The organism is Massilia sp. H6 (genome assembly GCF_024802625.1).
In the GTDB taxonomy this organism is placed as follows: domain Bacteria; phylum Pseudomonadota; class Gammaproteobacteria; order Burkholderiales; family Burkholderiaceae_D; genus Telluria.
On record NZ_CP103371.1, the window covers coordinates 2,798,603 to 2,822,593 of the forward strand.

The window sequence follows — 23,991 nt, forward strand, 5'->3', positions numbered from 1 at the left end:
CATCAATTATGCGGAGATTGCGCCAGCCTGTGTGCAAATTTGCCACAGCAGTCCGCCAACATCTCGCGCCAGCGCCACTCAAACCGGCATGACCCATGCAGATTTCGTATTGGTAGGCGGCGGGCCGGCCAGCGCCACCGCGGCCGAGACCCTGCGCCTGGAAGGCGCGCGCGGGTCGATCGTGATCGTGGCCGCCGAAGACGCCCTGCCCTATCACCGCCCGCCGCTGACCAGCCGGCTGCTGTGCACGGACGAAGCGCCGCGGCCCGTGCTGAGCCAGGATTTCTACGCAGAACACGATGTTACGGTGCTGCGCGGCACGCGCGCGCTGGGGCTCGACCTGCGGGACCAGGTGCTCGCCACTGACCGCGCCGGGCCGCTGCGCTATGGCCAACTCTTGCTCGCCACTGGCGCGCGTCCGCTCCGGCTCGCGGTGCCGGGCGCCGATCTGGCGGGCATTCACTATCTGCGCACGCAAGACGACGCTGCCGCCATCCGGCGCGCCGCCGCCAGCGCCCGGCGCGCCGTGATCGTCGGAGGCGGCTTCATCGGGCTTGAAGTGGCGGCGGCGCTGGTCGCGCGCGGTGTCAAGGTAACCCTGCTGACCCAGGGGCAGGTGCTGTTCAGCCAGGTAAAAGACGCCGCCGTCTGCGCCCTGTTCGAACGCATGCTGGCCGAGCGCGGCGTCGAACTGCTGCTGCACACCCAGGTAGCGGCGGTGCGCGAAGCCGAAGCCGGCTCCAAGCGTGCACAAGAAGTCGTCAGCACCGACGGCCGCAGCTTCGCCTGCGACCTGGTTGTCGTCGGGATCGGGGTGGAGCCGGACACTGCCTTCCTGCAAGCCAGCGGCATCGCGCTGGGCGACGGCATCGTGGTCGACCGCTACCTGCGCACCAGCGACGAGCATGTGTATGCGGCTGGCGACGTGGCCTGCTACTACGACCCGGTGTTCAATATGCAGCGCCGCGTCGAGCACTGGGACAATGCGGTCAAGCAGGGGCGGCTCGCGGCCCGCAACATGCTGGGCATGCGCGTTCCCTACGACGAGGTCTCTTACTTTGCGGCCGCGGTGTTCGACTACAGCTTCCAGTTCATCGGGGTCGGCGACGACACCCCCGAGCACCTGCGCCTGGGCGACCTGGCAGCGCATTCGGCCGCCATCCTCTACCTGAAGAACGATAGGGCACGCGCGCTGTTTACGGCCGGCCGTCCGGCCAGGGAAACCCGGGCGGTAGAATCCCTGATCCGCTACCGCACCCACCTCGGCCACGTCAAGCAACGACTGGCGCAACCGGGATTTTTGCTCAGCGAGGTTCCGAACCAGACCGCCCTGATCCTGCAGGGTGGCGGCGCGCTCGGCGCCTTCGAATGCGGAGTGGTGCGGGCGCTGGAAGAACAAGGCGTGCATGCCGACGTGGTGGCGGGGGTGTCGATCGGGGCCTTCAATGGTGCCATCATCGCCTCGCATCCGCGCCATGCCTTCGATGCGCTGGCCGGTTTCTGGGACGAGCTGTCGCTGCTCACGCCCGACCTGCCGGACGAGCGCGTTCGGCGCCAGCTGGCCGCGTGGCAGGCCCTGGTATCGGGCGTGCCCGGATTTTTCACGCCGCGCTGGGCGCCTGGCCGCCTGGAACTGCAAGCACCGCCATGCTGGACCAGCCTGTACGACCCGACGCCGGTCAAGGCGCTGCTCGAGAAATACGTCGATTTCAGCGCGCTCGGCGCCAGCCCGGTGCGCTTGCTGGTGAGCGCCGTGAATGTCGAGACCGCAGCGCTCGAGGTATTCGACAGCTATGTCGACATCCTCACACCCGAACATATCCTGGCCAGCGGCAGCCTGCCGCCCGCTTTTCCCTGGACCACCATCGGCGATCGGCATTACTGGGACGGCGGCATCGTCAGCAATTCGCCGCTGGAACTGCTGCTGGCGCGCAGCGGCGCCGCCGGCAAGCGCATCTTCGTGGTCGACCTGTTCCCAAACAACAAGCCGCTGCCGGCCAATCTGATGGAAGTCATGGGCCGGCGCGACGAGATCGTCTACGCCGAACGGATCCGGCGTGACAGCACCGAACAGGCGATGCTGAGCGACCTGCGCAAGCTGGTGTCCGGGGTACTGGCCCAGGTGCCGGCGCAGGCCGCCGCCCGCATCCGCGCCTGGCCGGCCTATGTGCAACTGATGGGCGAAGACACCACGCTCGACATCACCCGCCTCACGCGCGAGGTGCTGGACGGCGAATCGGCCTCGAAAGACTATGATTTCTCGCGTACATCGATCAAGCTGCACATCGACGCCGGCTATGAGATGGCTTCGCGCAGGCTGGGCACGGCGCCCCACCTGTCGTGCTACCACCCGGTGCCGGGCGCGTCCGGCGGTTGAGGCTGCGCAAGGGCGGCAGGCAGATGTGTAGAATCGTGGTTCGACCACGATACCGGATCAAACAATGGTAGAAAATGTGCGCGCCTGGGTGCGCATGCCGTCTGGAAAACGGCTGGACCTGCTGAACCCGACACCTTTCGACTGGGACGACGCCGACCTGGCGCTCGGCCTGGCGCGCACCTACCGCTGGGGCGGGCATTCAGCCTGGCCGCTGCCCCTGTCGGTGGCCCAGCATTCGATTGCCGTCATGCTGCTGCGGCGCACGTTCGCGCCGCAGCCTTCAGCGCTGCAGGAGTTGCGTGAACTGCTGCACGACGCCGAGGAGGGTCTGCTTGGGTTCGACGCAGTATCGGTCATCAAGCCCTTTCTGGGAGAGGGCTTTCGCGCCCTGACCCGGCGGCTGGAACAAGTGGTGTTCGTGCGCTACGGTTTGCCGGCCTGGACCGAAAAGGAACACCGGCTGCACAAGCGGGCCGACCGTCTGGCGGCGGCAACCGAAGCGGTGCACGTGACTGGCTGGACCCGCGAAGAAGTGCGGCGCACCCTCAAGATCCGCGCTGCGATCCTGGAACAGGACCCGCTGGCCGCATACTACGGCTGTGCGCCATGGGAGCCCTGGCCTCCCGCACTGGCAGCCGAACGCTTCCTGGCCGAACTCGAGCGCCTGACGGGCAGGAGTGGACATGCCGCCTGAAACCCGTCCGAAACCCGGCAGCACCCAACTGGCTTGCGCTAAATAGCTGATTTACTTGAACATTTTCCACTATCCACAACAAATGTGGATAACTATGTGGACAAGCCCTACTTGACAAGCCGCACGGCCAGTAAAGATGCGGGTTTCAATAAAATGCCCGTTCTACAGGCAAAATTAAAACCCCATTAAATCAACGACTTAGGACTTAAGTTGTTTCATCTCGAATCGTGGACTAGGGAAATTCCTACAAAACTAGTTGTCGGGGGATAAGTCGACTTCGACGCCCCGTTCGTACGCCAACCTGCTCCTATCGTCGTTCAATTACTGGATTGATCACACCGCCTCGAATACACGCAAGTTTTCAGGCGCTGTCCGATCACAGCGCCAGGTAAGGGATTTTTTTGACGCGTCGCGGATATCCACAAAGTCTGTGAATAACTATGTGGAAAAGCGGGGGCTTGACAAGCCAGGACCGGCCATTGGTGCGGGTTTCAACAATTTGCCTATTGGGAAGGCATCTTCCATAGCCTCTTAAATCAAGGGCTTACGCACATTTGCATTGAAAGAGACAGGCGCAAATGCGTCACGGATTTAACGCCCCCTGATGTGCATAAGATGGGGCAAGCACACCGCCAACCCAGTGCAATGCAGAAGACGCCGGCGCCTTCAGGCCGCGACCAGGCCCGGCTGGCTGCGCCGCTTGCGCGGCTCCAGCAGTACGCGCGCGATGATGCGGCCCTCGACGGCGTGCGACTTCAGGTATTCCAGCGCCGACAGGGTGCCGACAGCTTGCATCAGAGCCAGGGCATCGTCGACCACGTCGCGCTGGTGCAGATCGTGTCGGGCCTCGCCAGGTCGCGCCTCGCCAGGTCGCGCCTCGCCAGGTCGGGCCTCGCCAGGTCGCGCCTCGTCAGGGTGGGACGCGACGGCGCCATCGGGAGGAAGCGATGCATGACTGATTGAATTCATCGGGCGCCTGGCCTTTCTGCTCAAGGTAAGTGCTGCACGAAGTATGGTCGATGCCAAGACAATGTCAATACCAGATCTGAATCAAACGGGGGTCATTGTTTTTGTGCTTGGCCTGCGATACTGCTGCAGGCCGGCGCCGCCCCCCTGGCCTGCCGCCTACAATGGCAGCGTCATCCACCCACAACCAGGAGCCTCCCATGAGCACGCATTCAGAACCCGGCCTGAACCCCGGCGACGAAGCCGAACCGGGCACCCCCGGCACCGGCGAAGACGTCTGCGAAGCCTGTGCCGGCAGCGGCAAGCTGTCCGATGGCAAAACCTGTGCCAACTGCGGCGGAAGCGGCAAGGTCATGCGCGGCATCGGAGGCGGCTAGCCACTCGGGTGGCGGTCTCGTGCGCGGTGTTGCGTAGACAGTCGCGGCGCCAGCCGGCGATAATGCCGCAATGAGCACCACGCCCCCTCCTGCGCCGCCGGCTGCCTCCCCCGATTGCGCAGGCGCGCAAGCTTTGGCCGGTCCGCGGCCACGCTCGCTGACCGACCTGTTCGTTTCGTTCACGGTGCTTGCGCTGCAGGGTTTTGGCGGCGTGCTGCCGGTCGTGCAGCGCGAGATCGTCGAGCGCAAGCGCTGGCTGACACAAGAAGAATTCGTTGAAGACTGGGCAGTGGCCCAGATCATGCCCGGACCAAACGTTATCAACCTGGCGATGATGATCGGGGCCCGCTGGTTCGGGCTGGCCGGCGCCATGACGGCAGTCGCCGGCATGATTGCGGTGCCGCTGGTCGTGGTACTGCTGCTGGCGGCGGCGCATGCGCGCTTTGCCGACCATCCCGCCGTTGCCGGCGCCCTGCGCGGCATGGCGGCGGTGTCTGCCGGGCTGATCGCCGCGGCAGGCCTCAAGCTCTCCAGTGCGCTGGCGACGAATCCCATGAAGCTGCCCTTGGCCGCCGGCCTAGCCAGTGTCGGCTTCGTGCTGCTGGCCTGGGTGCGGGTGCCGCTGGTGTGGGTGCTGCCCGTGCTTGGCGGCCTTGGCTGCGCGCTGGCCTGGCGCGGGCTGCGGCCATGATCGCGCCGCAGCTGGTACTCGGATGGAACGACTGGCTGAGCCTGTTCGTCCATTACCTGATGCTATCGCTGATGTCGATCGGCGGTGCGATCTCGACCAGCGCCGACATGCAACGCTATCTGGTCGAAGACAAGGGCTGGCTGAGCGGGGCGCAGTTCAGTGACTCGATCGCGCTAGCGCAGGCAGCGCCCGGACCCAATGTGCTGTTCGTCGCCTTGCTGGGCTGGCACGTGGGGCTGAACACGGGCAGCCTGGGCGCGGCCTTCGCAGGGGTGGCACTGACCATGGTCGGCATCATGCTGCCCTCCACCATCTTCACCTACCAGGCCGCGCAATGGGCATACCGCAACCGCGACCTGCGGGCAGTACGCGCCTTCAAGCAGGGCATGGCCCCGGTGGTCATCGGCATGCTGCTGGCGACCAGCTGGTTGCTGGCAAGCGCCGGGCCGGCCAAGAGCAACTGGCCGCTCTGGCTGCTGGCCGCGTTGAGTTGCCTGGTGATCTGGCGCACCCGCCTGCACCTGCTATGGATGCTGGGCGCAGGGGCCATGCTCGGCGCGTTCGGACTGGTCTGAGTGGCAGGCCCCGGCGCGGCAAGGCATACTTGGGGCACTCACCATTTCCAGGTCATCTCATGCCAGAACTTCTCAACGAACATGCCTGCTTCGGCGGCGTCCAGCGCTTCTACTGTGTCGACTCCGAGACGATCGGACTGCCGATGCGCTATTCGGTGTATTTACCGCCCGACAGTGAAGGCAAGCGCCTGCCGGTATTGATCTACCTCGCCGGCCTGACCTGCACCGAAGAGACCTTCATGGCCAAGGCCGGCGCGCAGCGGGTGGCGGCGGAACTGGGCCTGATCCTGGTCGCCCCCGATACCAGCCCGCGTGGCGCCGGTGTGCCGGGCGAAACCGACAGCTGGGACTTTGGCGCGGGCGCCGGATTCTATGTCGATGCGCTGCAGCAGCCGTGGGCGCGCCATTACCGGATGTACAGCCATATCCTGGAGCTGCGCGAGCTGGTACTGGCCACGCTGCCGGCGGACCCTGAACGGGTCGGCATCTTCGGCCACTCGATGGGCGGCCATGGCGCCCTGGTGATGGCCCTGCGCAATCCGGATATCTTCCGGTCGGTGTCGGCGTTCGCGCCGATCGCCGCGCCCATGCGCTGCCCGTGGGGCCAGAAAGCCTTTGACGGCTACCTCGGGCCGGACCAGGCAGCCTGGCGCAGCTACGATGCCACCGAGCTGATGTCGGCGATGGAAGCGGCCCCCTTCCCGGGCGGGATCCTGGTCGACCAGGGGCTGGCAGACAAATTCTTGGCCGAACAGCTCTATCCCGAAGCTTTCGAGCAAGCCTGCGCGCGCGTCGGCCAGCCGCTGCAGCTGCGCCGCCATGCCGGCTATGACCACGGCTATTATTTCATCTCCAGCTACATCGAAGACCACCTGCGCTTCCACCACCGCCAGCTCGGCTGAGCACCCGGCCCGTACCGCCGTTGCGCGGCCGGGTGCGCTTGAAAACGCGCGTGCGCTGCCCTATAAATAAATAGCCGGCAGCGGCCGGCGATTCCATCATCAGTCACTCGTGGAGGCCATCATGAATCTCATCAGGAGAGGCAGCCCTGCCCTCCCGGCCTATCGCCCGATGCCGGTCGACGACCAGCTCGGGCGCATGGTCGAGAGCGTATTCCAGGACTTCTTCGGCCCACTGGCGGCAGGCCAGCAATGGGGCGGCGACGGCGCCCTGGCGCCCCGGCTGGACGTCAAGGAGACCGATAAAACGTTTGAAATCCAGGCCGACTTGCCAGGCGTCGAGAAAGAAGACGTCAAGGTATCGGTCGACGGCCAGCGCATCACCATCGAGGCCGAATGCCGCAAGGCAAACGAGCGCCGGGAGGGTGAAACCGTGGTGTATGCTGAGCGCACCGCATCACGGTTCATGCGCAGCTTTTCCTTGCCCACCGAGGTCGACGACGCCGCGGCGCAGGCCCGGCTCGAAAACGGCGTACTGCAGCTGAGTCTGCCTAAAAAGCAGGGCGCCGAAGCTCGCCGCCTGACCATCCAATAAGCGTCCGGTCGTCCGACGCCGCCTGGCTTGGTTTCATGTTCCGCGTTGTGGCGCCCTGCCGCGGCGCGGCGCGTTGTCTCTGCTCATCGCACACGACGCGCCTGTGTCCGCGCAAGACCAATTGGATCGACCGGGTTGAAGCGCATGCTGGAAACCGAAGGCTATCAAGACCGCGCCCATGCCGGAAAACAACTGGCGCACGCGCTGCGCCAGTATGCGGGCCACGACCAGCCGATCGTGCTGGGCTTGCCACGCGGCGGTGTACCGGTCGCCTTCGAGGTGGCAAGCGCGCTCGACGCCGAGCTCGACATCATGGTGGTGCGCAAGCTCGGCTTGCCCGGCCACGAAGAATATGCCATGGGCGCCGTCGGCAGTGGCGGCGTGTGCGTGCTGCGGGCGGGCGTTCCCGGCTTGTTCGGCGTGACCCAGGCACAGGTCGACCGCACCATGGCGCGCGAACTGGCCGAACTGGCGCGGCGCGAACTGCGCTATCGCGGCAGCCGGCCGCCGCCCCTGCTTGACGGGCGCTGTGTGATTCTGGTCGACGACGGCATTGCAACCGGCGCCAGCATGCTGGCCGCGGTGCAGATGGTGCGCCAGCACCCGGTCGCGCGCCTGGTGGTGGCAGCGCCGGTTGGCGCACCCGACTCGGTGCGCCGGCTCGAGCAAGAGGCAGACGCTGTGGTCTGTCCGCTGGCCCCGCCGCGCTTTCACGCGGTGGGCCAGTATTACCGGGTGTTCGGACAGACCGACGACGACGAAGTGCAGGACCTGCTGGCGAAGGCTTGGGCCAGGCCCGGCCGCGACGGCAAGCACGATACATAACAACAGAAAGGAGCAGACATGAAACCAATCCCAACCGAAACTGCAACCGAGGTAGGGCCCGTAGGCAAGTTACTCGGCGCTGCCGCTGCCGGGGCGCTGCTGATGTATGTGCTCGATCCGGAGCGCGGCCGCGCCCGCCGGGAGCGGGCATTGACGGCGGTGCGTGTTGCCGGCGCCCGCACCGGCGAATCGGTCGATCATGCGCTGCATCAGGCTGCCGACCGGCTCGTCAACCTGAAAGACAGCGCAGCCAGCGCGCTTGCGCGCAAACGCAGCGAGCACGACATCGAGCGCACCATCGAGCACGACAGGCAAAGAGATATGGCCGGCCGCAACTCCTACCAGAAAGACCGCCATTACGCGGCGCGCCAGCCTGGCGAGCGCCAGCGTACGCAGCGCGACGACCCGGCCCAGCACGAACGCGGCGGCCTGTCGAACATGTTGCATGGCATGGCCGACAGCCTGGGCGGTGCCCGCGGCTCGCATCAGGCTCTGCTCGGCGGCGGCGTGGTCGGGCTGATCGGGCTGGTGCGGCGCTCACCCATGGCCCTGCTGGCTGGACTGGCCGGCATCTACTTGCTCACGCGCGGCGCCAGCACCCGGACTTACCGCGTCAACGACATGGCGCGCGGCCCTGCCGCCGACGAGCTCGAGACGGCGCCATTCGTTCCAGCCAACACCGAACAGGGCAAACACTACCTGCATTGACATGGCCAGCGTCAGCGACCACGACGTCACGACGCTGCGCGCGGCTGCGCATCGGCTGCACGGAGCTGCCGGCGACTACGACCCGCTACTCGATCTGGTCGGCGACGCGCGCTTTGTCCTGCTGGGAGAAGCCACCCATGGCAGCGCCGAGTTCTACGACGAACGTGCCAGCATCACCCGACGCTTGATCGACGAGAAAGACTTCACCGCGGTGGCCGTCGAAGCCGACTGGCCCGATGCCCGCCGGGTCGACCGCTACGTACGCGGCGAAGGCCACGACCCGCATGCGCTAGCGGCGCTATCTGGCTTCGAGCGCTTCCCGGCCTGGATGTGGCGCAATAGCTCGGTGCTGGGTTTTATCGAGTGGCTGCGCCGGCGCAATGAGGCCAACCCGGACGCCAAGGCCGGGTTCTACGGGCTCGACCTGTACAGCCTGTTCACCTCGATCCAGGAAGTACTGCGCTACCTTGAGAGAGTCGATCCGGCCGGCGCGCGCCAGGCGCGCCGCCGCTACGCCTGCTTCGACCATGCCGGCCCGGCCAGCCAGCAAGTTGGGCTTGCCGCCGCGGCCGGCAAGTCCGAATTCTGCCGCCAGGCCGTCGCGGCGACCCTGCACCAGCTCGAGCAGCGCCGCCCCGACTATGTGCCGGCCGCAGATACCGCGGCCGAAGACGCCTTTTTCGATGCCCTGCAGAACGCCCAGCTGGTCAAGAATGCCGAAGAGTATTACCGCACCATGGCCAGGGGGCGCATCTTGTCGTGGAACGTGCGCGATAGCCACATGGCCGACACCCTCGATGCGCTGGCGCGCCATCTGTCGCGCGCCGGCAGGCCCGCCAAAATCGTGGTGTGGGCGCATAATTCGCACATCGGCGATGCGCGCGCCACCGAGATCGGGCGCCAGGGTGAATGGAACCTGGGCCAGCTGGCGCGCACGTCCTGGGACGGCGACGCCTGCCTGGTCGGCTTCACGACCTATGAAGGCCGGGTCACAGCCGCCTCGGAATGGGACGGACCAGCCCTGCACAAGCAGGTGCGTCCGGGTATGACGGGCTCATACGAGCAGCTGCTGCACAGCGTCGGCCTGGAGCGCTTCTTGCTGCTACTTCGCGAACCCGGCGCCGCCCGAGAGGTGCTGATGCACGAACGTCTGGAGCGAGCAATCGGCGTGCTCTACCTGCCGCGCAGCGAACGGCGAAGCCATTATTTCATGGCGCAGCTGCCATGCCAGTTCGATGCGCTGATCCATATCGACCGCACCGCGGCGGTCATGCCGCTCGATGCCACCAGCGGTTGGCATGGCGACGAACCGCCTGAGACGTATCCTGACGGCCTGTGACTACCAGGGACGGTGGCGAGTGCGCGCCGAACGCCTTTGCCTGGGCACGCGTGCGCAAACGCGGCCTTGCGTTGCGCGCTGATAGTCGAATCACCCCTCGAAGAACGCATAGCCGTCCCTGCCCTTGCCCTTGGCCGCGTACAGCGCGCTGTCGGCTGCCGCCAGCAGTTGCTCCTGCGTCTGGTGCGGCTGCGATAGCGCCAGGCCGACGCTGGTCGACACCGCCACCGGCCCGGCGCTGGTGTCGAAGGACAGGCGCATGCCTTCGACGATCTTGGCCGCCGTATGCTCGGCTTCGCTCCGGCTGCCGATCTCCTCGAGGATCACGACGAACTCGTCGCCCGAGAGCCGCGCCGCGGTATCGGTAACGCGCACCCCGGCCCCCAGGCGCCGCGCGAATTCCTTGAGCACCTCGTCGCCCACCCCGTGGCCATGGGTATCGTTGATCTTCTTGAAGTGATCGATGTCGAGATAGGCCAGCGCCAGCGGCTTGCCGCTGCGGCGGGCGCGATCGAGGGCGTGGTGCAGCGCCTCGCCGAACATGCGCCGGTTGGCGATCCCGGTCAGGGTATCGACCCACGCCAGTTGCAGCAGCTGCTCCTCGACTTCCTTCACATGGGTCATGTCGTGCACCAGCGAATAGATGCCCGCGACGCTACCGTCGGGCTGCAGGTCGGGGATGTAGGTCGCTTGCAGGATACGCGGCACGCCGCGCAGCGCGCTGCGTATTTCGTGGGTCACCGCGCGCCCGCCGAAGGCTTCGTTCAGGTGTGGATAGATCTCGCTTACTGCTTCCTTGCCAAGCAATTGCGCGACCGACATGCCGTCCAGGCGCGCGGGTGCCACGCCGAACCATTTTTCATAGGTCGCGTTGCCGAAGCGGAAGCAATGCTCGCGGTCGATATAGGAAATCAGTACCGGCAGGTTATCGGCAATGAGGCGCAAGCGCTTTTCGCTGGCGGCGCGGCCTTGCTCGGCGCGTTCGCGCTCGGCCATGAGGGTGTGGAAGGCCCGGCCCAGCTCGCCGATCTCGTCCTCGCGCCCCTTGCGCAGCACATCGATGGCTGTGCCCTGGTCGCGGATCGACACCACGCTGTCGCGCAGGGCCTGCAGCGGCGCCAGCAGCTGGAAGACCAGCACCCAGGCCAGCAGCCCAGCAGCAAGCGCCAGGCCAGCAGCACTGAAGATGGCATTGTGGCGCATCGCCAGCATTGGCGCGAATGCTTCGGCAGTCGGGTAGCGTGCGGCCAGGATCCAGTCAGTCGCGCGCAGGCGCTTGTAGGCATAGATCGCATTGACGCCATCCTTGCTGCGCGTCTCGAGCCAGCCTTCGAAGCCGCCCAGGGCGCGATCGGTGCCCCGGTTCACCCCCGGTTTGTGGCCGACGTGCCGGAACAGGCGCGCCGCTTCAGGGTGGTCGATGACCACCCCATCGGCGGTCATCAGGAACAGGTAGCCGGTCTGGCCGGGCTTGAGCAGACGGATCTGGCGCAGAAAGCCGGAGCGGCGCAGGTCGACGCTGGCCGTGACCACGGCCACGACCTTGCCGGCGGAATCGATCAGGGGCGCGGCAAAGATCACGATATGGTTGCGGCTTAGCCGGCTCTGGATCGGGCGCGAGATCATGCTCGAGCCGGTGGCCATCACCTGGTCGAAATAATCGCTGCCACGGGCGTTGAGCCGAACCTGGTCGCCCAGCGGGCGCGCCGCGAGCCGCATGTCGCCATTGGCGTCGAAGACGACGATGTTCAGGTAATTGTCGACACCCCACAGGGGCAGCTGGCCAGCGACAAACGTTTGCAGTGCTACCCAGTCGGTTCGCATGGCAGGCGGGATGCCCGCCGCCAGCGCCTCGACCTGCTTGAGCTGCTCGCCCAGGCGGTCATCCATGAACGAGGCGGCGCCCGCCAGCAGCGTGTATTGCTGGTCGCCGATGACGCTTTTCATGCCACGCTCGGCGACCGACAGGGTCGACAGCGTCACCAGCAGCGTGGACGCGAATACCAGCACGGCCGCAGCGCAGGCAAGGCGAAGCTTGAGGGTGGCGGAACTCAGGCGCGAACCGAAGGGCACGTTAGGCTGTCTGGGCAGGTGGAGAAGATGACCAAGTATCACATAATGGATTGCATCCCGGCGACATGATTCCGTAATACAAATGTGCCATGCAACAATCTTCCCCGGGCGCTACTGTCGAGCAGGCGAAATTTCGATTAGCATGTCGGATTCCCCGCCCCCGACGAGCAAGGCAATGAGTAAATACATGCTGAACATTAACGGCAAGTCCCAGGCGATCGACGTCGAGCCCGATACGCCGCTGCTGTGGGCCTTGCGCGACGCGCTTGGCCTGGTCGGTACCAAATACGGCTGCGGCATGGGACAGTGCGGCGCCTGCACCGTCCATATCGACGGCGTGCCGGCACGGTCCTGCCTGCTACCGGTCGCGGGCATTGGCAAAGGAAAGATCACCACCATCGAGGGCCTGGACGCGAAGGCACAGCATCCCTTGCAGCAAGCCTGGCAAGAACTCGACGTGCCGCAGTGCGGCTATTGCCAGTCGGGCCAGATCATGAGCGCCTGCCACCTGCTCAAGCAGCACCCGAAGCCAAGCGACGCCCAGATCGACCAGGCCATGGCGGGCAACCTGTGCCGCTGCGCCACCTACGTCCGTATCCGCGCCGGCATCCACCGCGCGGCTGCTATCGCGGGCGCTGCCGGCGCCACGGGAAAGGGCAGCAAATGAGCCGCGCTATTGTGCCTTCGGCTTCGCGCCGCGGCTTCCTGCGCACGGGCGCGGTCGGCGGCGGCTTCATGCTGGGTATGTCGGCCAGCGGCGTGCTGGCCGCGGCCACGCGCGCGGCAGTGCCGGCGCCGGACTTCGTTCCGAATGCCTTCATCCGCATCGGCCGCGACGGCAGCGTGACGCTGATCTCGAAGCAGCCGGAGATCGGCCAGGGCATCAAGACCTCGCTGCCCATGGTAATCGCCGAAGAACTCGAGGTGTCCTGGAAACAGGTACGCGTCATCCAGGGCGACCTCGACCCGGCCCTCTACGGTCCGCAAGGTGCCGGCGGCTCGAGCTCGACCCCGACCAACTACGAGAACTTTCACCGCCTGGGCGCTACCGCGCGCACGATGCTGGTGCAGGCCGCCGCGCTCATCTGGAAGGTACCGGCCGCGCAATGCAGCGCCGCCGCCGGCGCCGTGATCCACGGCCCCAGCAAGCGCCGGCTCGGCTATGGCGCGCTGGCGGAAACCGCCGCCCGGCTGCCAGTGCCAGAAGCCGCGCAGGTGGTGCTGAAAGATCCGGCCACGTTCACCTTGCTCGGGCGGCGCATCGGCGGCGTCGATAACGCCGCCATCGTCAGCGGCCAGCCCTTGTTCGGCGTCGACGTGCGCCTGCCGGGGATGCTGTACGCCGTGTATGCGAAATGTCCGGTCTTCGGCGGCAAGCCGATCGGCGCCAACCTGGACGCCGTCAAGGCGATGCCGGGGGTTACGGATGCCTTTTTGGTCGAAGGCACGCCCAATCTGAACGGCCTGCGCCCGGGCGTGGCAATCGTCGCCACCTCGACCTGGGCTGCCATGCGGGCGCGCCGCGCGCTCGAGGTCAATTGGGACGAAGGCGCAGGCGCAGGCCAGAGCTGGACCGGCTTCGCGGCCCAGGCGCAGGCCGCGTCGAAACAGGCCGGCGCGAGCAGCGTGCGCAAGGACGGCGACGTGGCAGCCGCGCTCGCAGGCGCGGTCAAGGTGGTCGAAGCGGCCTACAGCTATCCCTTCATTTCGCACGCCAGCATGGAACCCCAGAACTGCACCGCCTGGTTCAAGCCCCAGGATGGCTCTCTCGAACTATGGGCGCCAACCCAGAACCCGGGCTCTGGCCAGGCGCTGGTGACCAGTACCTTCGGGATTCCGAAAGAAAAAATCGTCCTGCATATCGTGCGCAGCGGCGGCGGTTTCGGCCGCCGCCTGAGTTCCGACTTCATCGTCGAGGCAACCGCGATTGCGCGCAAGGTCGCGGCCCCGGTCAAGCTGACCTGGACCCGCGAGGACGACTTGCAGCACGACCATTTCCGCCCGGGCGGATTCCACTTCCTGCGCGGCGGGGTCGATGCTGCCGGCAAGGTGGCAGCCTGGCACGATCATTTCGTCAGCTTCGCCAACCGCGTCGAGCGCGAAGGCAAGAGTGTCTTGCAGCCGGGCAGCGGCGCCAGCCTGTCGAGCGACGAATTTCCGGGCCGCTGGCTCGCCAATTGTCAGATCGAGCAGACCTTGCTGGAGTGCCAAATTCCGATGGGCCCCTGGCGCGCGCCGGGCAGCTGCGTGTTCTCGTGGGTATTCCAGAGCTTCATCGACGAGCTGGCGCACGCAGCCGGCCGCGACGCACTGGAATTTCGCCTGGAGCTGCTCGGCGACAAGGATTTGGTGCCGGCCACGACCGAGCGCGGCGTCGCGTATGACGTCAAGCGCATGCGCCATGTGCTGCAAGAAGTGGCGCAGCGCGCCGGCTGGGGCAAGCGCAGCTTCCCGCGCGGCCAGGGCCAGGGCATCGCCTTCCATTTCAGCCACCGCGGCTACGTGGCGCAGGTGGCCGAGGTGACGGTAACGCAAGATGGCAAGCTGAAGGTGGACCGGGTTGTGGTGGCGGTCGACGTCGGCGCCCAGATCGTCAACCTGTCGGGCGCCGAGCACCAGGTCGAAGGCTCGGTAATCGACGGTTTGTCGACATTGATGTTCCCGGCGCTCGATATCGAGGGTGGCCGCATCGTGCAGAGCAATTTCCATGATTACCAATTGCTGCGCATGCCGGATGCGCCGACCAAAATCGACACGCATTTCATCAAGACAGCGAACCCGGTGACCGGACTGGGCGAACCGGCACTGCCGCCGCTTGCACCGGCAGTGTGCAATGCGATTTTTGCTGCCACTGGCAAGCGGGTCAGGCAGCTGCCGTTGAGCACGCTAGACCTCAGCTGGTCTTGACCGCTGGAGTCAGGTCAAGGCGAGCCGGCTGGCAGGAAAACCTGCCCGCCCGGCACGCCCGGTTCAGTGACGATGCGCCGGGTCGTTGTCTTTGGCCCCGTGATAATCCAGGATCGACGCGGCATGCTCGAGCTGCTGCTCGGTGCCGGTAATCGTGATCACGCATTTGCCGATTTCCAGACCCGGCGCGTACACGTCCTTGTAGTCGGTTCCACCCTTGACCGAAGGCGAATCGCCTACCGTGAAATTGGCCTCCGAGGGTCCGGCCTCGTCGCCAGTGTGGGTAATTTCGATGCCCGCGCGCTCGAAACCCGCGTCGAGCAAGGCATGCCGGGCGCGCTCGGCGTCTTCGAAGTTTTCAATTACCCGTACGATCTGCTTGTTCATGGCTGCTCCATCGATTCCTGTAGCAGCCACGGTAGCAGAATCGCGTCGCTTCTGGCGCTCAGTCCGGAACTACCGCAGTCACTTCGATCTCCACCCGGGCCCGCTCCTCCATCAGCGCGGCCACCTGCACTGCGCTCATGGCCGGGTAGTGACGCCCCATCACCTCGCGGTAGGCTGCGCCCAGGGCTGCACCAGCGTCCAGGTATTCGCGCCGGTCCAGCACATACCAGGTCATGCGCACGATGTGCTCGGGACCTGCGCCCCCCTCGCGCAGCACGGCCAGGCAATTTTCCAGCGCCTGGCGCGACTGGCCGACGAAATCGTCGGTCTGGAAGCGGCCCGCGCTATCCCATCCGATCATGCCGCTCACATACACTTGCCTGCCACGGGCGGCAACACCATTGGCATAGCCCTTTGGCCGCGCCCATCCGGCTGGTTGCAAGACTTCGATCATGCTTGCGCTCCGGCCAGCAGTTCGCGCGCAATAATCAGGAGCTGCACTTCGCTTGCGCCCTCGTAGATGCGCAGCGCGCGAATCTCGCGGTACAGCATTTCGACGGTCTCGCCGCTGACCACGCCCTGGCCGCCGAACATCTGCAAGGCCGCGTCGATGACCTTTTGCGCCGTTTCGGTAGCGCTCAACTTGGCCATCGCGGCCTCCTTGGTGACGCGCTTGCCGTTGTCGCGCATCCAGGCGGCGCGGTAGGTCAGCAGCGCCGCCGCGTCGATACCGGTCGCCATCTCTGCCAGCCTGGCCTGGGTCAGCTGGAAGTCGGCCAGGGTCTTGCCGAACATGGTCCGGGCCCGGGCGCGCGCCAGGCCTTCGTCGAAGGCCCTGCGCGCAAAGCCCAGGCTGGCGGCCGCCACCGAGGTGCGGAACAGGTCGAGCGTAGCCATCGCCACCTTGAAGCCCTGGCCTTCCTCGCCAATGCGGTTGGCAAGCGGTACCCGGCAGCGCTCGAAGCGCAGGCGCGCCAGCGGGTGCGGGGCGATCACCTCGATCCGCTCGGCGATGGACAAGCCAGGCGTGCCGGCTTCGACGATAAAGGCCGAGATGCCTTTCGAACCGCGTCCGCCCAATCCGCCGCCGTCGGCACTGCGGGCGAACACCACGTAGAAATCGGCGATGCCGCCATTCGAAATCCAGGTTTTTTCGCCGTCCAGCACATAGCCGTCGCCATCGGGGCGCGCGGCGCAGGCCAGCGCCGCCACGTCGGAGCCGGCCTGTGGTTCGGACAGCGCGAAAGCAGCAATCGCCTCTCCGCTGGCCACGCGCGGCAGCCAGGCGCGCTGCTGTTCGCTTGTGCCGAACAGGGAGATCGCACCGCTACCCAGGCCCTGCATCGCGAACGCGAAATCGGCCAGGCCGGCGTGCCGTGCCAGGGTCTCGCGGATCAGGCAGATAGTGCGGGTATCGATGGGCGCGTCCGCGCTGCCCACCGCATGCCGCAGCCAGCCGCCGCTGCCAAGACTTGCCACCAGCGCGCGGCAGGTGGCGTCGACATCGGCGCCATGCGCAGGCCTGACATGCTCCGAGGCCCAGGCATCGAGGGCCACGGCCAGTGCGCGGTGGTGCGGCTCGAACCACGGCCAGTCGAGATAGTCGAGATAGTCGGGCGCAAGCATCTCAGTCTCCCTCAAAGCCAGGCTGGTCCTTGGCCACGAAGGCGTGGTAGGCACGGTGGAAGTCGTTGGTGGCCATGCAGATCGCCTGGGCCTGGGCCTCGGCCTCGATGGCTTCGTCCAGGCCCATGTTCCATTCCTGTTGCAGCATTTTCTTGGTCATGCCGTGTGCAAACGTGGGCCCGTTGGCGAGCAGCGCGGCGAAGGCGCGGCTCTCGGCCAGCACCTCGTCTGGCTCGCACAGGCGGTTGAAGAAACCCCAGCGCAGCGCTTCCTCGCCCAGCATGGCACGGCCGGTGTAGAGCAGTTCGGCCGCCCTGCCCTGGCCGATCACGCGCGGCAGCAGCGCGCAGGCGCCCATGTCGCAGCCGGCCAGGCCGACGCGGGTAAACAAGAATGCGGTGCGGCTGCGCGCGGTGCCGTAGCGAATGTCGGAAGACAGCGCCAGGATCGCGCCGGCGCCAGCACAGACGCCGTCCACGCTGGCCACGATCGGCTGCGGGCAGGCCCGCATCGCCTTGACCAGCTCGCCCGTCATGCGGGTAAAGGCCAGCAAGCCCGGCATGTCGAGCCGGGTGAGCGGCCCGATGATCTCGTGGACGTCGCCGCCCGAGCAGAAATTCTCGCCGGCGCCGGTGATCACCACGGCCTTGACATCGTCGGCATAGGCCAGCGCGCGGAACAGCTCGCGCAGCTCGGCATACGAAGCAAAGGTGAGCGGGTTCTTGCGCTCGGGCCGATCGAGTGTGATGGTGGCTACCGCATCCTGCACGGCGAACTGGAAATGGCTGGCCTGGTAGTCGGCGATGTTGGCGCGGCTGCCCGGCAACTGGTGCGGCTCGCCTGGTAGATAATGCATCGATGTACTCCTGAAAAAAATTCAGCCTTCCAGCAGCCGCGCCGCCAGCTGCTGCGGCGACAGCCCGGACGTGGCGGCCTGCACCTGGCGTTCGCGTTCGAGGTTGCGCTCGAGCTGCAGCTTGCCGGCGCGGTACTGGCGTGGCCAGGTGGCGCCGGTATAGCCGATGCGCGCGGCTTCGTTCAAGGTCCAGGCCGGATTGGCAAGGTGCGGCCTGGCCACGGCGCACAGGTCGGCACGGCCGGCCGACACGATGCCATTGACATGGTCGGCCTCGTAGATCGACCCTACCGCAATGGTCGGGATGCCCGCCTCGTTGCGGATGCGGTCGGCAAATGGGGTCTGGAACATGCGTCCATAGACCGGCTGCTCGTCCTTGCTGACCTGGCCCGATGAACAGTCGATCATGTCGGCGCCCGCCTCTTTGAACAGGCGCGCCATCGCCACCGCATCGTCCGGCGTGATCCCGCCCTCGACCCAGTCGTGGGCCGACACCCTCACGCTGATCGGAAGTTCGGGCGGCCAAGCCTGGCGGATCGCGGCAAACACCTCGAGCGGGTAGCGACAGCGCCGCTCCAGGCTGCCGCCATAGGCGTCCTGGCGATGGTTGGTCAGGGGCGAGATAAAGCTCGACAGCAGGTAGCCGTGGGCGCAGTGCAGCTCCAGCCAGTCGAAGCCGGCCTGGGCCGCGGCGCAGGTCGCGCGCACGAAGTCCTGCTTGATGCGTTCCAGGTCGTCCAGGCTGGCCTCGCGCGCGAACTGCGACACGCCGGCCAGATACTGCTGGCGCGAGGCCGAGACCAGCGGCCAGTTGCCGCTGTCGAGCGGCAGGTCGATGCCCTCCCACATCGGCCGGGTCGAGCCCTTGGCGCCGGCATGGCCCAATTGCACCCCGATGCGGGCGTCGCTGTTGGCATGCACGAATTCGACGATGCGCTTCCAGGCCGCGGTATGCTGCGGCGCGTACAGTCCGGGGCAGCCGGGCGTGATGCGGGCGTCGCTCGAGACGCAGGTCATTTCCGCCATGACCAGGCCGGCGCCGCCCAGCGCGCGCGCGCCCAGGTGGGCCAGATGGAAGTCGCCCACCGCGCCGTCCTGCGCCGAGTACTGGGCCATCGGCGAGACGACGACGCGGTTCTTGAGCAGCACCCCACGTACCTTGTAGGGCGTGAACATCGGCGGCACCGGTTGCTCCGGTGGTGCCACGCCGGCCTGCTGCGCCGCCCGCGCCGCGAACCAGCGCTCGAAATCGCCGATATAGGCGGGGTCGCGCAAGCGCAGGTTCTCGTGCGACAGGCGCTGGCTGCGGGTAAGCAGCGAATAGGCGAACTGCTCGGCCTCCATCGCGCTATAGCGGGCCACGTTCTCGAACCATTCCATCGAGTTGCGCGCCGCGCTCTGGAGCTTGAGTACTTCGATCCGGCGCGCCGCCTCGTAGGCCGCCAGCGCGCGCTCCAGGCCCTCGGGCGAACCGGTGGCGGCCGGATCGTCCAGGCAACGTGCCAGCTCGATCGCGTCTTCCAGCGCCAGCTTGGTGCCGGAACCGATCGAGAAGTGCGCGGTATGGGCGGCGTCGCCCATCAACACCGTGGGCACGCGCCGCCCGTCGATGCTATTCCAGTGCACCCAGCGGCGGCAGGCGATGCGCGGAAAGCGGATCCACATGTTCGATCCGCGCAGGTGGGCCGCATTCGCCATCAAGGAATGGCCGTCGAGATAGCGGGCGAACAGCTGCTCGCAAAAAGCCAGCGCCTGCGCCTGCTCCATCGCTTCGAGCCCGGCGGCCTGCCAGGTTTCTTCGAGCGTTTCAATGATGAAGGTCGAGGTGTCGCCGTCGTACTGGTAGGCGTGCGCCTGGAACCAGCCATGCTCGGTCTGTTCGAAGGCAAATGTAAAGGCGTCGAACTTCTTGCGCGTGCCGAGCCAGACAAAGCGGCAATGGCGGCGCTCGACCTCGGGCTCGAATACGGCGGCATGGCGGCTGCGGATCGCGCTGTTGACACCGTCGCAGGCCACCACCAGGTCGGCGCCGAACTGGCGCGCCAGTTGCTGGTCGTCGCTCACCTCGAGGTCGAATTCGAGCCTGACGCCAAGCTGTGCGCAGCGTTCCTGCAGCACATTTAACAGGCGTCTGCGCCCGATACCGCAAAAACCATGGCCGCTCGAACTGACCGTGCGCCCTCCGACATGCACATCGATCGCGTCCCAGTGGTTAAACGACTGCAAGATGGCGCGCGCGCTTTCTTCGTCGGCACCGGCCAGGTGGCCGAGGGTCTGGTCGGAAAACACCACGCCCCAGCCGAAGGTATCGCTGGCCCGGTTGCGCTCGACGACGGTCACCGCGTGCTCCGGATGACGCTTCTTGGCCAGCAGGCCGAAATACAGTCCCGCCGGTCCGCCGCCCACGCACACGATATTCATTGCCGCTCCCGCCATGTTGTTGCGAGTATATTACACGGCCATATGCTTTAAGTGTCAACTAAGCCGCTTGACCCCGGTGTGACTAAAGTGCGGGGCAAACCCGTCAGACGTGCGTCGCTGGCCCCGCTTTTTAGTACAATGAAGAAACTTTAATGTTTGGTATGCCTGGCCGCGGGCCCGGGTGCTTCTTTCGCCTAAACTCGATGAAAATTTCTGACCGGATCGCCCACACTGCCCCGCTGGCTACCACGGCCATGCACGGACGCGCCGACGCCTTGCGCCTGGCCGGCAACCGCGTCATCGATTTTTCGATCGCGATTTCGCACTTTCCGGCGCCGCCCGGAGTGCTCGACGCCGTCGCTTCCGAAGTCAGGCGCCAGCGCGTGATGCCGTACACCGACGTGGGCGGTGCCGAGCCCGTGCGCCGGACCCTGTGTGCCAAGCTGCGCGCCGAAAACGGGATCGAGGCGATCCCCGCCGAGGTCGTCGTCACCAATGGCGCCAAGCAGGCGCTGTACCAGGCCTTGTATGCCATGACCGATCCGGGCGATGCGGTCATCGTGTTCCGTCCACACTGGCCCGCCTATCTGGCCACCGCCAGGCTGCTCGGGTTGCAGCCGGTGCTGGCCGACCTGCCGGCCGAGCTCACCCGCGCCAGCCTCGACGCACTCGGCCCGGCACGGGTCTTGATCATCAATAACCCGCACAACCCCACCGGCAAGGTATTTACCCGGGCCGAGCTGGAACAGGTGCGCGACTGGGCCGAGCGCAACGACGCCCACGTCATCGTCGACGAGAGCTACGAACACCTGCTGTTCTCCGGCCGTCATGTCAGCCTGGCCGCGCTGTGCGATTGGCGCGCGCTCGGCATCGTGACGCTGTTCTCGGCATCGCAAAGCTACGCCATGATGGGCTGGCGGGTTGGGTTCGCGCTGGCCACGGCCCCGCTGGCGGCGGCGATGCAGACTGTACAGGGGCCGATCACCGCGGCGGCCTCGCACCTGGCCCAGGTCGCGGCGGCCGCCGCCTTCGCCGGGGGCTTCCAGAGCGCGATGCTGGACGACTACCGGGAGCGCCGCGACCTGGTGCTCGCTCTGCTGCGCGAGGTTTCGTGGATCCGCATGGAGGCGCCCGATTCCGGCCCCTACCTGTGGGGCGATATCCGTGCACTCACGCAGGACAGCACCGGCTTTGCGGATGGCTTGCTCGAGCATGAAGGCGTGGCACTGATGCCCGGCGACGCACTCGGGGTGCCGGGTTTCATCCGGATCGGCTATATCGCCGACGATCTCGCCACCTTGCGCGAGGGCGTCGAGCGCATCGTCGCCTTCGGCGAGCGCTATCGCAGCGCCACTATCAACAGCACGGCTCGCCCATGAACCATCACCTGCCCCGACTCCGGTTCAATAGCCTGCGCAGCCGCCTGATGCTGCTGGTCGCGCTGGCGATCACGCCGATCGCCGTCATGACGGTGCTGGGCGGCGTGCGCGAACGCGAAACGGCAATCCGCGCCTCGCAGGAAAACCTGCAGCGCCTGACCGGCCTGGCCGCGGCCAACGAGGCGCAGTCGATCGAGCGCGCGCGCCAGATCCTGGTGGACCTGGTCAGCGTGCGCGACCTGATGGGCGATCCCGGACGCTGCAACGCACTACTGGCCGATGTCCTGGACCGCAACGAGGGGTATGTCAATTTCGGGCTGATCCAGCTCAATGGCGACGTCACCTGCAGTGCGGTGCCGATGATGCATCCGGTGAACCTGGGCGACCGCCGCCATTTCAAGCGCGCCGTCGCCGAACGCCGCTTCGTCGCGGGCGACTACGTCTTCGGACGGGTGATCCGCAAGCACACCATCAATCTCACCTATCCGGTGATCGACCGCAGCGGCAAGGTGGCGGCGGTGGTGTTTGCCGCGATGGACCTGGCGGGACTCGATACTTTCGTCAGCGACATCAACCTGCCGGCCGGCTCGATCCTCGAAACAGCCGATTCGGTGGGCGCCATCATCTCGCGCCGCCCCGATCCGGAGCGCTGGTTCGGCCAGAAGATCAGCCCGGCCCTGTTGGCGGCCATGCGCGCCCCGGAGCACCGGGCGCTGGTACTGCGCGGCGAAGACGGCATCGAACGCCTGCACGCATTCGCGCGCGTGGGTGGCCCCGCGCTATCCGAATACACCGTGACCATCGGAGTGCCGACCGAAACCATTACCGCAGCGGCGCGCGATGCGCAATGGGTGTCGCTGGTCGGCCTGGGCGTGACCACCTTGCTGGCGCTGCTGGCGGCCTGGCTGGCCGGCGACATCCTGATCGTGCAGCGCGTACGCAAGCTGATGGACACTGCGCGCCGCATCGCAGCCGGCGACCTGGAAGCGCGTACCGGGATCGCGTATGGGCGCGAGGAAATCGGCCGTCTCGGCGCCGCCCTCGACGAGATGGCCGGCACCCTGCAGAAGAAAGAAGCGGCGCGCAGCCAGGCCGAACGCGAACTGCGCGCTGCCGACCAGCGCAAGGACGAGTTCCTGGCGATGCTGGCGCACGAGCTGCGCAACCCGCTGGCGCCGATCAGTACCGGCGCCCACCTGCTCAAGCTGCTGCACTCGGATAACGTCCAGATCACCCAGACCTGCGCCATCATCGCGCGCCAGGTCGAGCACATGACCAGCCTGGTGGACGACCTGCTGGACGTCTCGCGCGTGACGCGCGGGCTGGTGTCGCTCTCGACCCAGGTGCTGGACCTGCGCGACGTGGTGGACGACGCCGCCGAGCAGATCCTGCCCCTGATCACGGCGCGCCGCCACAAGGTGGTGCTCGACCTGCCATCTGAGCCGGCCAGCGTCAAGGGCGACCACAAGCGTTTGGTCCAGGTAGTGGCGAACCTGCTCAATAACGCCACCAAATACACGCCCGAGGGCGGCCATATCCAGCTGGCGCTGCAACTGGCCGAGGGCGGCAACGACTACCTGTTGAGCGTGTCGGATGACGGCATCGGCATGGACGCGGCACTGGTCGAACGCGTGTTCGACCTGTTCACCCAGGCCGAGCGCACGCCGGACCGCTCGCAAGGCGGCCTGGGCCTTGGCCTGGCATTGGCCAAGAGCCTGGTCGAGCTGCACGGCGGGAGCGTCAGCGCCACCAGCGCCGGGCCCGGCAAAGGCAGCACCTTTGCCGTGCGCCTGCCGCGCTTTACGGCGCCCACCGCCCACCAGAGCGGGCAAGCGGCGGATTCGGCGATCGTTGCCGCGGTGCGCCAGGCGTCAGCGATTGCCGCGCCGCTACGGGTGCTGGTGGTGGACGACAACCTTGATGCCGCCCATACGCTCAACCTGTTCCTGACCGCCGCCGGACACCGCGTCGAGATCGCCTACAACGCACTCGACGCGCTCGACCTGGCCAGGGCATTCTCACCCCAGGTCTGCCTGCTCGATATCGGACTGCCCGACCTGGACGGCAACGAGCTGGCCAGGCGCCTGCGGCAGCTGCCGCAGACCGCCGGCGCAATACTGGTGGCCGCCACCGGCTACGGACGCCAGCAAGACCGCGATGCCGCCCGCGACGCCGGGTTCGATCACTACATGGTCAAGCCGGTCAATACCGTGCAGCTGAGCGAACTACTGGCACAGGCGGGCAGCGTAGCCTAGGTGATCACAGACGCATTTTGCGTCGACACCATGCTCCGCTG

General features: G+C 66.5%; 21 protein-coding genes. 14 read left to right on the forward strand and 7 right to left on the reverse strand.

All coding sequences use genetic code 11. The annotated features are described in order from the left end of the window. Positions 1–88: 88 nt before the first annotated feature. The gene (locus NRS07_RS12425) at positions 89–2,377 is read left to right on the forward strand and encodes an FAD-dependent oxidoreductase (RefSeq protein ID WP_259207338.1); all 2,289 of its coding nucleotides are present in this window, start codon (positions 89–91) and stop codon (positions 2,375–2,377) included. Positions 2,378–2,441: 64 nt separating this feature from the next. Beyond that, entirely contained in the window at positions 2,442–3,071 is a 630-nt protein-coding gene (locus NRS07_RS12430) for a phosphohydrolase (protein ID WP_259207340.1), read from the forward strand. 666 nt (positions 3,072–3,737) lie between these two features. Here NRS07_RS12430 and NRS07_RS12435 read toward each other — a convergent pair. After that, positions 3,738–4,040, reverse strand: coding sequence for a hypothetical protein (locus NRS07_RS12435; protein ID WP_259207342.1), 303 nt, complete (start codon positions 4,038–4,040; stop codon positions 3,738–3,740). Between the two features lie 197 nt (positions 4,041–4,237). Between NRS07_RS12435 and NRS07_RS12440 the strand changes: the two genes are divergently transcribed. The 8 genes from NRS07_RS12440 (at position 4,238) to NRS07_RS12475 (ending at position 10,046) form a co-directional block, all read left to right on the forward strand. Then, the gene (locus tag NRS07_RS12440; RefSeq protein ID WP_259207344.1) at positions 4,238–4,414 is read left to right on the forward strand and encodes a hypothetical protein; all 177 of its coding nucleotides are present in this window, start codon (positions 4,238–4,240) and stop codon (positions 4,412–4,414) included. Between the two features lie 70 nt (positions 4,415–4,484). After that, positions 4,485–5,105, forward strand: coding sequence for a chromate transporter (locus NRS07_RS12445; protein WP_259207346.1), 621 nt, complete (start codon positions 4,485–4,487; stop codon positions 5,103–5,105). Beyond that, the gene (locus NRS07_RS12450; protein WP_259207348.1) at positions 5,102–5,680 is read left to right on the forward strand and encodes a chromate transporter; all 579 of its coding nucleotides are present in this window, start codon (positions 5,102–5,104) and stop codon (positions 5,678–5,680) included. Before NRS07_RS12445 ends, NRS07_RS12450 begins: the two co-directional genes overlap by 4 nt. A gap of 59 nt (positions 5,681–5,739) precedes the next feature. Then, positions 5,740–6,582 (forward strand): S-formylglutathione hydrolase, encoded by an 843-nt coding sequence (gene fghA / locus NRS07_RS12455; protein ID WP_259207350.1) that lies wholly within the window; start codon positions 5,740–5,742, stop codon positions 6,580–6,582. Positions 6,583–6,703: 121 nt separating this feature from the next. Next, positions 6,704–7,174: an Hsp20/alpha crystallin family protein gene (locus tag NRS07_RS12460; RefSeq protein WP_259207353.1), complete on the forward strand. Its 471-nt coding sequence runs from the start codon at positions 6,704–6,706 to the stop codon at positions 7,172–7,174. Positions 7,175–7,318: 144 nt separating this feature from the next. After that, on the forward strand, positions 7,319–7,999 hold the full coding sequence (locus NRS07_RS12465) for a phosphoribosyltransferase (RefSeq protein WP_259207356.1): 681 nt from the start codon (positions 7,319–7,321) through the stop codon (positions 7,997–7,999). Between the two features lie 18 nt (positions 8,000–8,017). After that, positions 8,018–8,707 (forward strand): hypothetical protein, encoded by a 690-nt coding sequence (locus NRS07_RS12470; RefSeq protein ID WP_259207358.1) that lies wholly within the window; start codon positions 8,018–8,020, stop codon positions 8,705–8,707. Between the two features lies 1 nt (position 8,708). Next, on the forward strand, positions 8,709–10,046 hold the full coding sequence (locus NRS07_RS12475) for an erythromycin esterase family protein (RefSeq protein ID WP_259207360.1): 1,338 nt from the start codon (positions 8,709–8,711) through the stop codon (positions 10,044–10,046). A gap of 90 nt (positions 10,047–10,136) precedes the next feature. Here the strand turns inward: NRS07_RS12475 and NRS07_RS12480 are convergent, their stop codons facing one another. Continuing rightward, on the reverse strand, positions 10,137–12,119 hold the full coding sequence (locus NRS07_RS12480; RefSeq protein ID WP_259207362.1) for a diguanylate cyclase domain-containing protein: 1,983 nt from the start codon (positions 12,117–12,119) through the stop codon (positions 10,137–10,139). Between the two features lie 175 nt (positions 12,120–12,294). Here NRS07_RS12480 and NRS07_RS12485 point away from each other — a divergent pair, with 175 nt between their 5' ends. Continuing rightward, positions 12,295–12,786 carry a (2Fe-2S)-binding protein gene (locus tag NRS07_RS12485; RefSeq protein ID WP_259207365.1) on the forward strand — a complete coding sequence of 164 codons (492 nt, stop codon included), beginning with the start codon at positions 12,295–12,297 and terminating at the stop codon, positions 12,784–12,786. Then, positions 12,783–15,026, forward strand: a complete 2,244-nt coding sequence (locus NRS07_RS12490; protein ID WP_259207366.1) for a xanthine dehydrogenase family protein molybdopterin-binding subunit — start codon at positions 12,783–12,785, stop codon at positions 15,024–15,026. Before NRS07_RS12485 ends, NRS07_RS12490 begins: the two co-directional genes overlap by 4 nt. Before the next feature lie 63 nt (positions 15,027–15,089). Here NRS07_RS12490 and NRS07_RS12495 read toward each other — a convergent pair whose 3' ends face one another. Genes NRS07_RS12495 through NRS07_RS12515 form a run of 5 tightly spaced genes read right to left on the reverse strand, consistent with a single transcriptional unit; the run spans position 15,090 to position 20,316 of the window. After that, on the reverse strand, positions 15,090–15,413 hold the full coding sequence (locus tag NRS07_RS12495) for a hypothetical protein (protein ID WP_259207368.1): 324 nt from the start codon (positions 15,411–15,413) through the stop codon (positions 15,090–15,092). A gap of 58 nt (positions 15,414–15,471) precedes the next feature. Next, a complete protein-coding gene (locus NRS07_RS12500) occupies positions 15,472–15,864 on the reverse strand; it encodes a RidA family protein (RefSeq protein ID WP_259213225.1) in 393 nt (130 codons plus the stop codon). Continuing rightward, positions 15,864–17,039 carry an acyl-CoA dehydrogenase family protein gene (locus NRS07_RS12505; RefSeq protein WP_259207370.1) on the reverse strand — a complete coding sequence of 392 codons (1,176 nt, stop codon included), beginning with the start codon at positions 17,037–17,039 and terminating at the stop codon, positions 15,864–15,866. The genes NRS07_RS12500 and NRS07_RS12505 overlap by 1 nt, the downstream gene beginning before the upstream one ends. Before the next feature lies 1 nt (position 17,040). Beyond that, positions 17,041–17,895: an enoyl-CoA hydratase family protein gene (locus NRS07_RS12510; RefSeq protein ID WP_259207372.1), complete on the reverse strand. Its 855-nt coding sequence runs from the start codon at positions 17,893–17,895 to the stop codon at positions 17,041–17,043. A gap of 21 nt (positions 17,896–17,916) precedes the next feature. Next, the gene (locus NRS07_RS12515) at positions 17,917–20,316 is read right to left on the reverse strand and encodes a bifunctional salicylyl-CoA 5-hydroxylase/oxidoreductase (protein WP_259207374.1); all 2,400 of its coding nucleotides are present in this window, start codon (positions 20,314–20,316) and stop codon (positions 17,917–17,919) included. 203 nt (positions 20,317–20,519) lie between these two features. Between NRS07_RS12515 and NRS07_RS12520 the strand changes: the two genes are divergently transcribed. Continuing rightward, entirely contained in the window at positions 20,520–21,695 is a 1,176-nt protein-coding gene (locus NRS07_RS12520) for a pyridoxal phosphate-dependent aminotransferase (RefSeq protein WP_259207376.1), read from the forward strand. Further along, a complete protein-coding gene (locus NRS07_RS12525; protein WP_259207378.1) occupies positions 21,692–23,950 on the forward strand; it encodes an ATP-binding protein in 2,259 nt (752 codons plus the stop codon). The genes NRS07_RS12520 and NRS07_RS12525 overlap by 4 nt, the downstream gene beginning before the upstream one ends. The last annotated feature ends 41 nt before the right edge of the window (positions 23,951–23,991 follow it).

What these genes read in the sequence shown, in the direction of transcription:
- NRS07_RS12475 (WP_259207360.1), top strand. Translation starts at nt 8,709, where the DNA reads ATGGCCAGCGTCAGCGACCACGACGTCACGACGCTGCGCGCGGCTGCG.
- NRS07_RS12520 (WP_259207376.1), top strand. Translation starts at nt 20,520, where the DNA reads ATGAAAATTTCTGACCGGATCGCCCACACTGCCCCGCTGGCTACCACG.
- NRS07_RS12470 (WP_259207358.1), top strand. Translation starts at nt 8,018, where the DNA reads ATGAAACCAATCCCAACCGAAACTGCAACCGAGGTAGGGCCCGTAGGC.
- NRS07_RS12445 (WP_259207346.1), top strand. Translation starts at nt 4,485, where the DNA reads ATGAGCACCACGCCCCCTCCTGCGCCGCCGGCTGCCTCCCCCGATTGC.
- NRS07_RS12485 (WP_259207365.1), top strand. Translation starts at nt 12,295, where the DNA reads ATGAGTAAATACATGCTGAACATTAACGGCAAGTCCCAGGCGATCGAC.
- NRS07_RS12430 (WP_259207340.1), top strand. Translation starts at nt 2,442, where the DNA reads ATGGTAGAAAATGTGCGCGCCTGGGTGCGCATGCCGTCTGGAAAACGG.
- NRS07_RS12505 (WP_259207370.1), bottom strand. Translation starts at nt 17,039, where the DNA reads ATGCTTGCGCCCGACTATCTCGACTATCTCGACTGGCCGTGGTTCGAG.
- NRS07_RS12440 (WP_259207344.1), top strand. Translation starts at nt 4,238, where the DNA reads ATGAGCACGCATTCAGAACCCGGCCTGAACCCCGGCGACGAAGCCGAA.
- NRS07_RS12460 (WP_259207353.1), top strand. Translation starts at nt 6,704, where the DNA reads ATGAATCTCATCAGGAGAGGCAGCCCTGCCCTCCCGGCCTATCGCCCG.
- NRS07_RS12425 (WP_259207338.1), top strand. Translation starts at nt 89, where the DNA reads ATGACCCATGCAGATTTCGTATTGGTAGGCGGCGGGCCGGCCAGCGCC.
- NRS07_RS12510 (WP_259207372.1), bottom strand. Translation starts at nt 17,895, where the DNA reads ATGCATTATCTACCAGGCGAGCCGCACCAGTTGCCGGGCAGCCGCGCC.
- NRS07_RS12495 (WP_259207368.1), bottom strand. Translation starts at nt 15,413, where the DNA reads ATGAACAAGCAGATCGTACGGGTAATTGAAAACTTCGAAGACGCCGAG.
- NRS07_RS12525 (WP_259207378.1), top strand. Translation starts at nt 21,692, where the DNA reads ATGAACCATCACCTGCCCCGACTCCGGTTCAATAGCCTGCGCAGCCGC.
- NRS07_RS12465 (WP_259207356.1), top strand. Translation starts at nt 7,319, where the DNA reads ATGCTGGAAACCGAAGGCTATCAAGACCGCGCCCATGCCGGAAAACAA.
- NRS07_RS12490 (WP_259207366.1), top strand. Translation starts at nt 12,783, where the DNA reads ATGAGCCGCGCTATTGTGCCTTCGGCTTCGCGCCGCGGCTTCCTGCGC.
- fghA (WP_259207350.1), top strand. Translation starts at nt 5,740, where the DNA reads ATGCCAGAACTTCTCAACGAACATGCCTGCTTCGGCGGCGTCCAGCGC.
- NRS07_RS12435 (WP_259207342.1), bottom strand. Translation starts at nt 4,040, where the DNA reads ATGAATTCAATCAGTCATGCATCGCTTCCTCCCGATGGCGCCGTCGCG.
- NRS07_RS12450 (WP_259207348.1), top strand. Translation starts at nt 5,102, where the DNA reads ATGATCGCGCCGCAGCTGGTACTCGGATGGAACGACTGGCTGAGCCTG.
- NRS07_RS12515 (WP_259207374.1), bottom strand. Translation starts at nt 20,316, where the DNA reads ATGAATATCGTGTGCGTGGGCGGCGGACCGGCGGGACTGTATTTCGGC.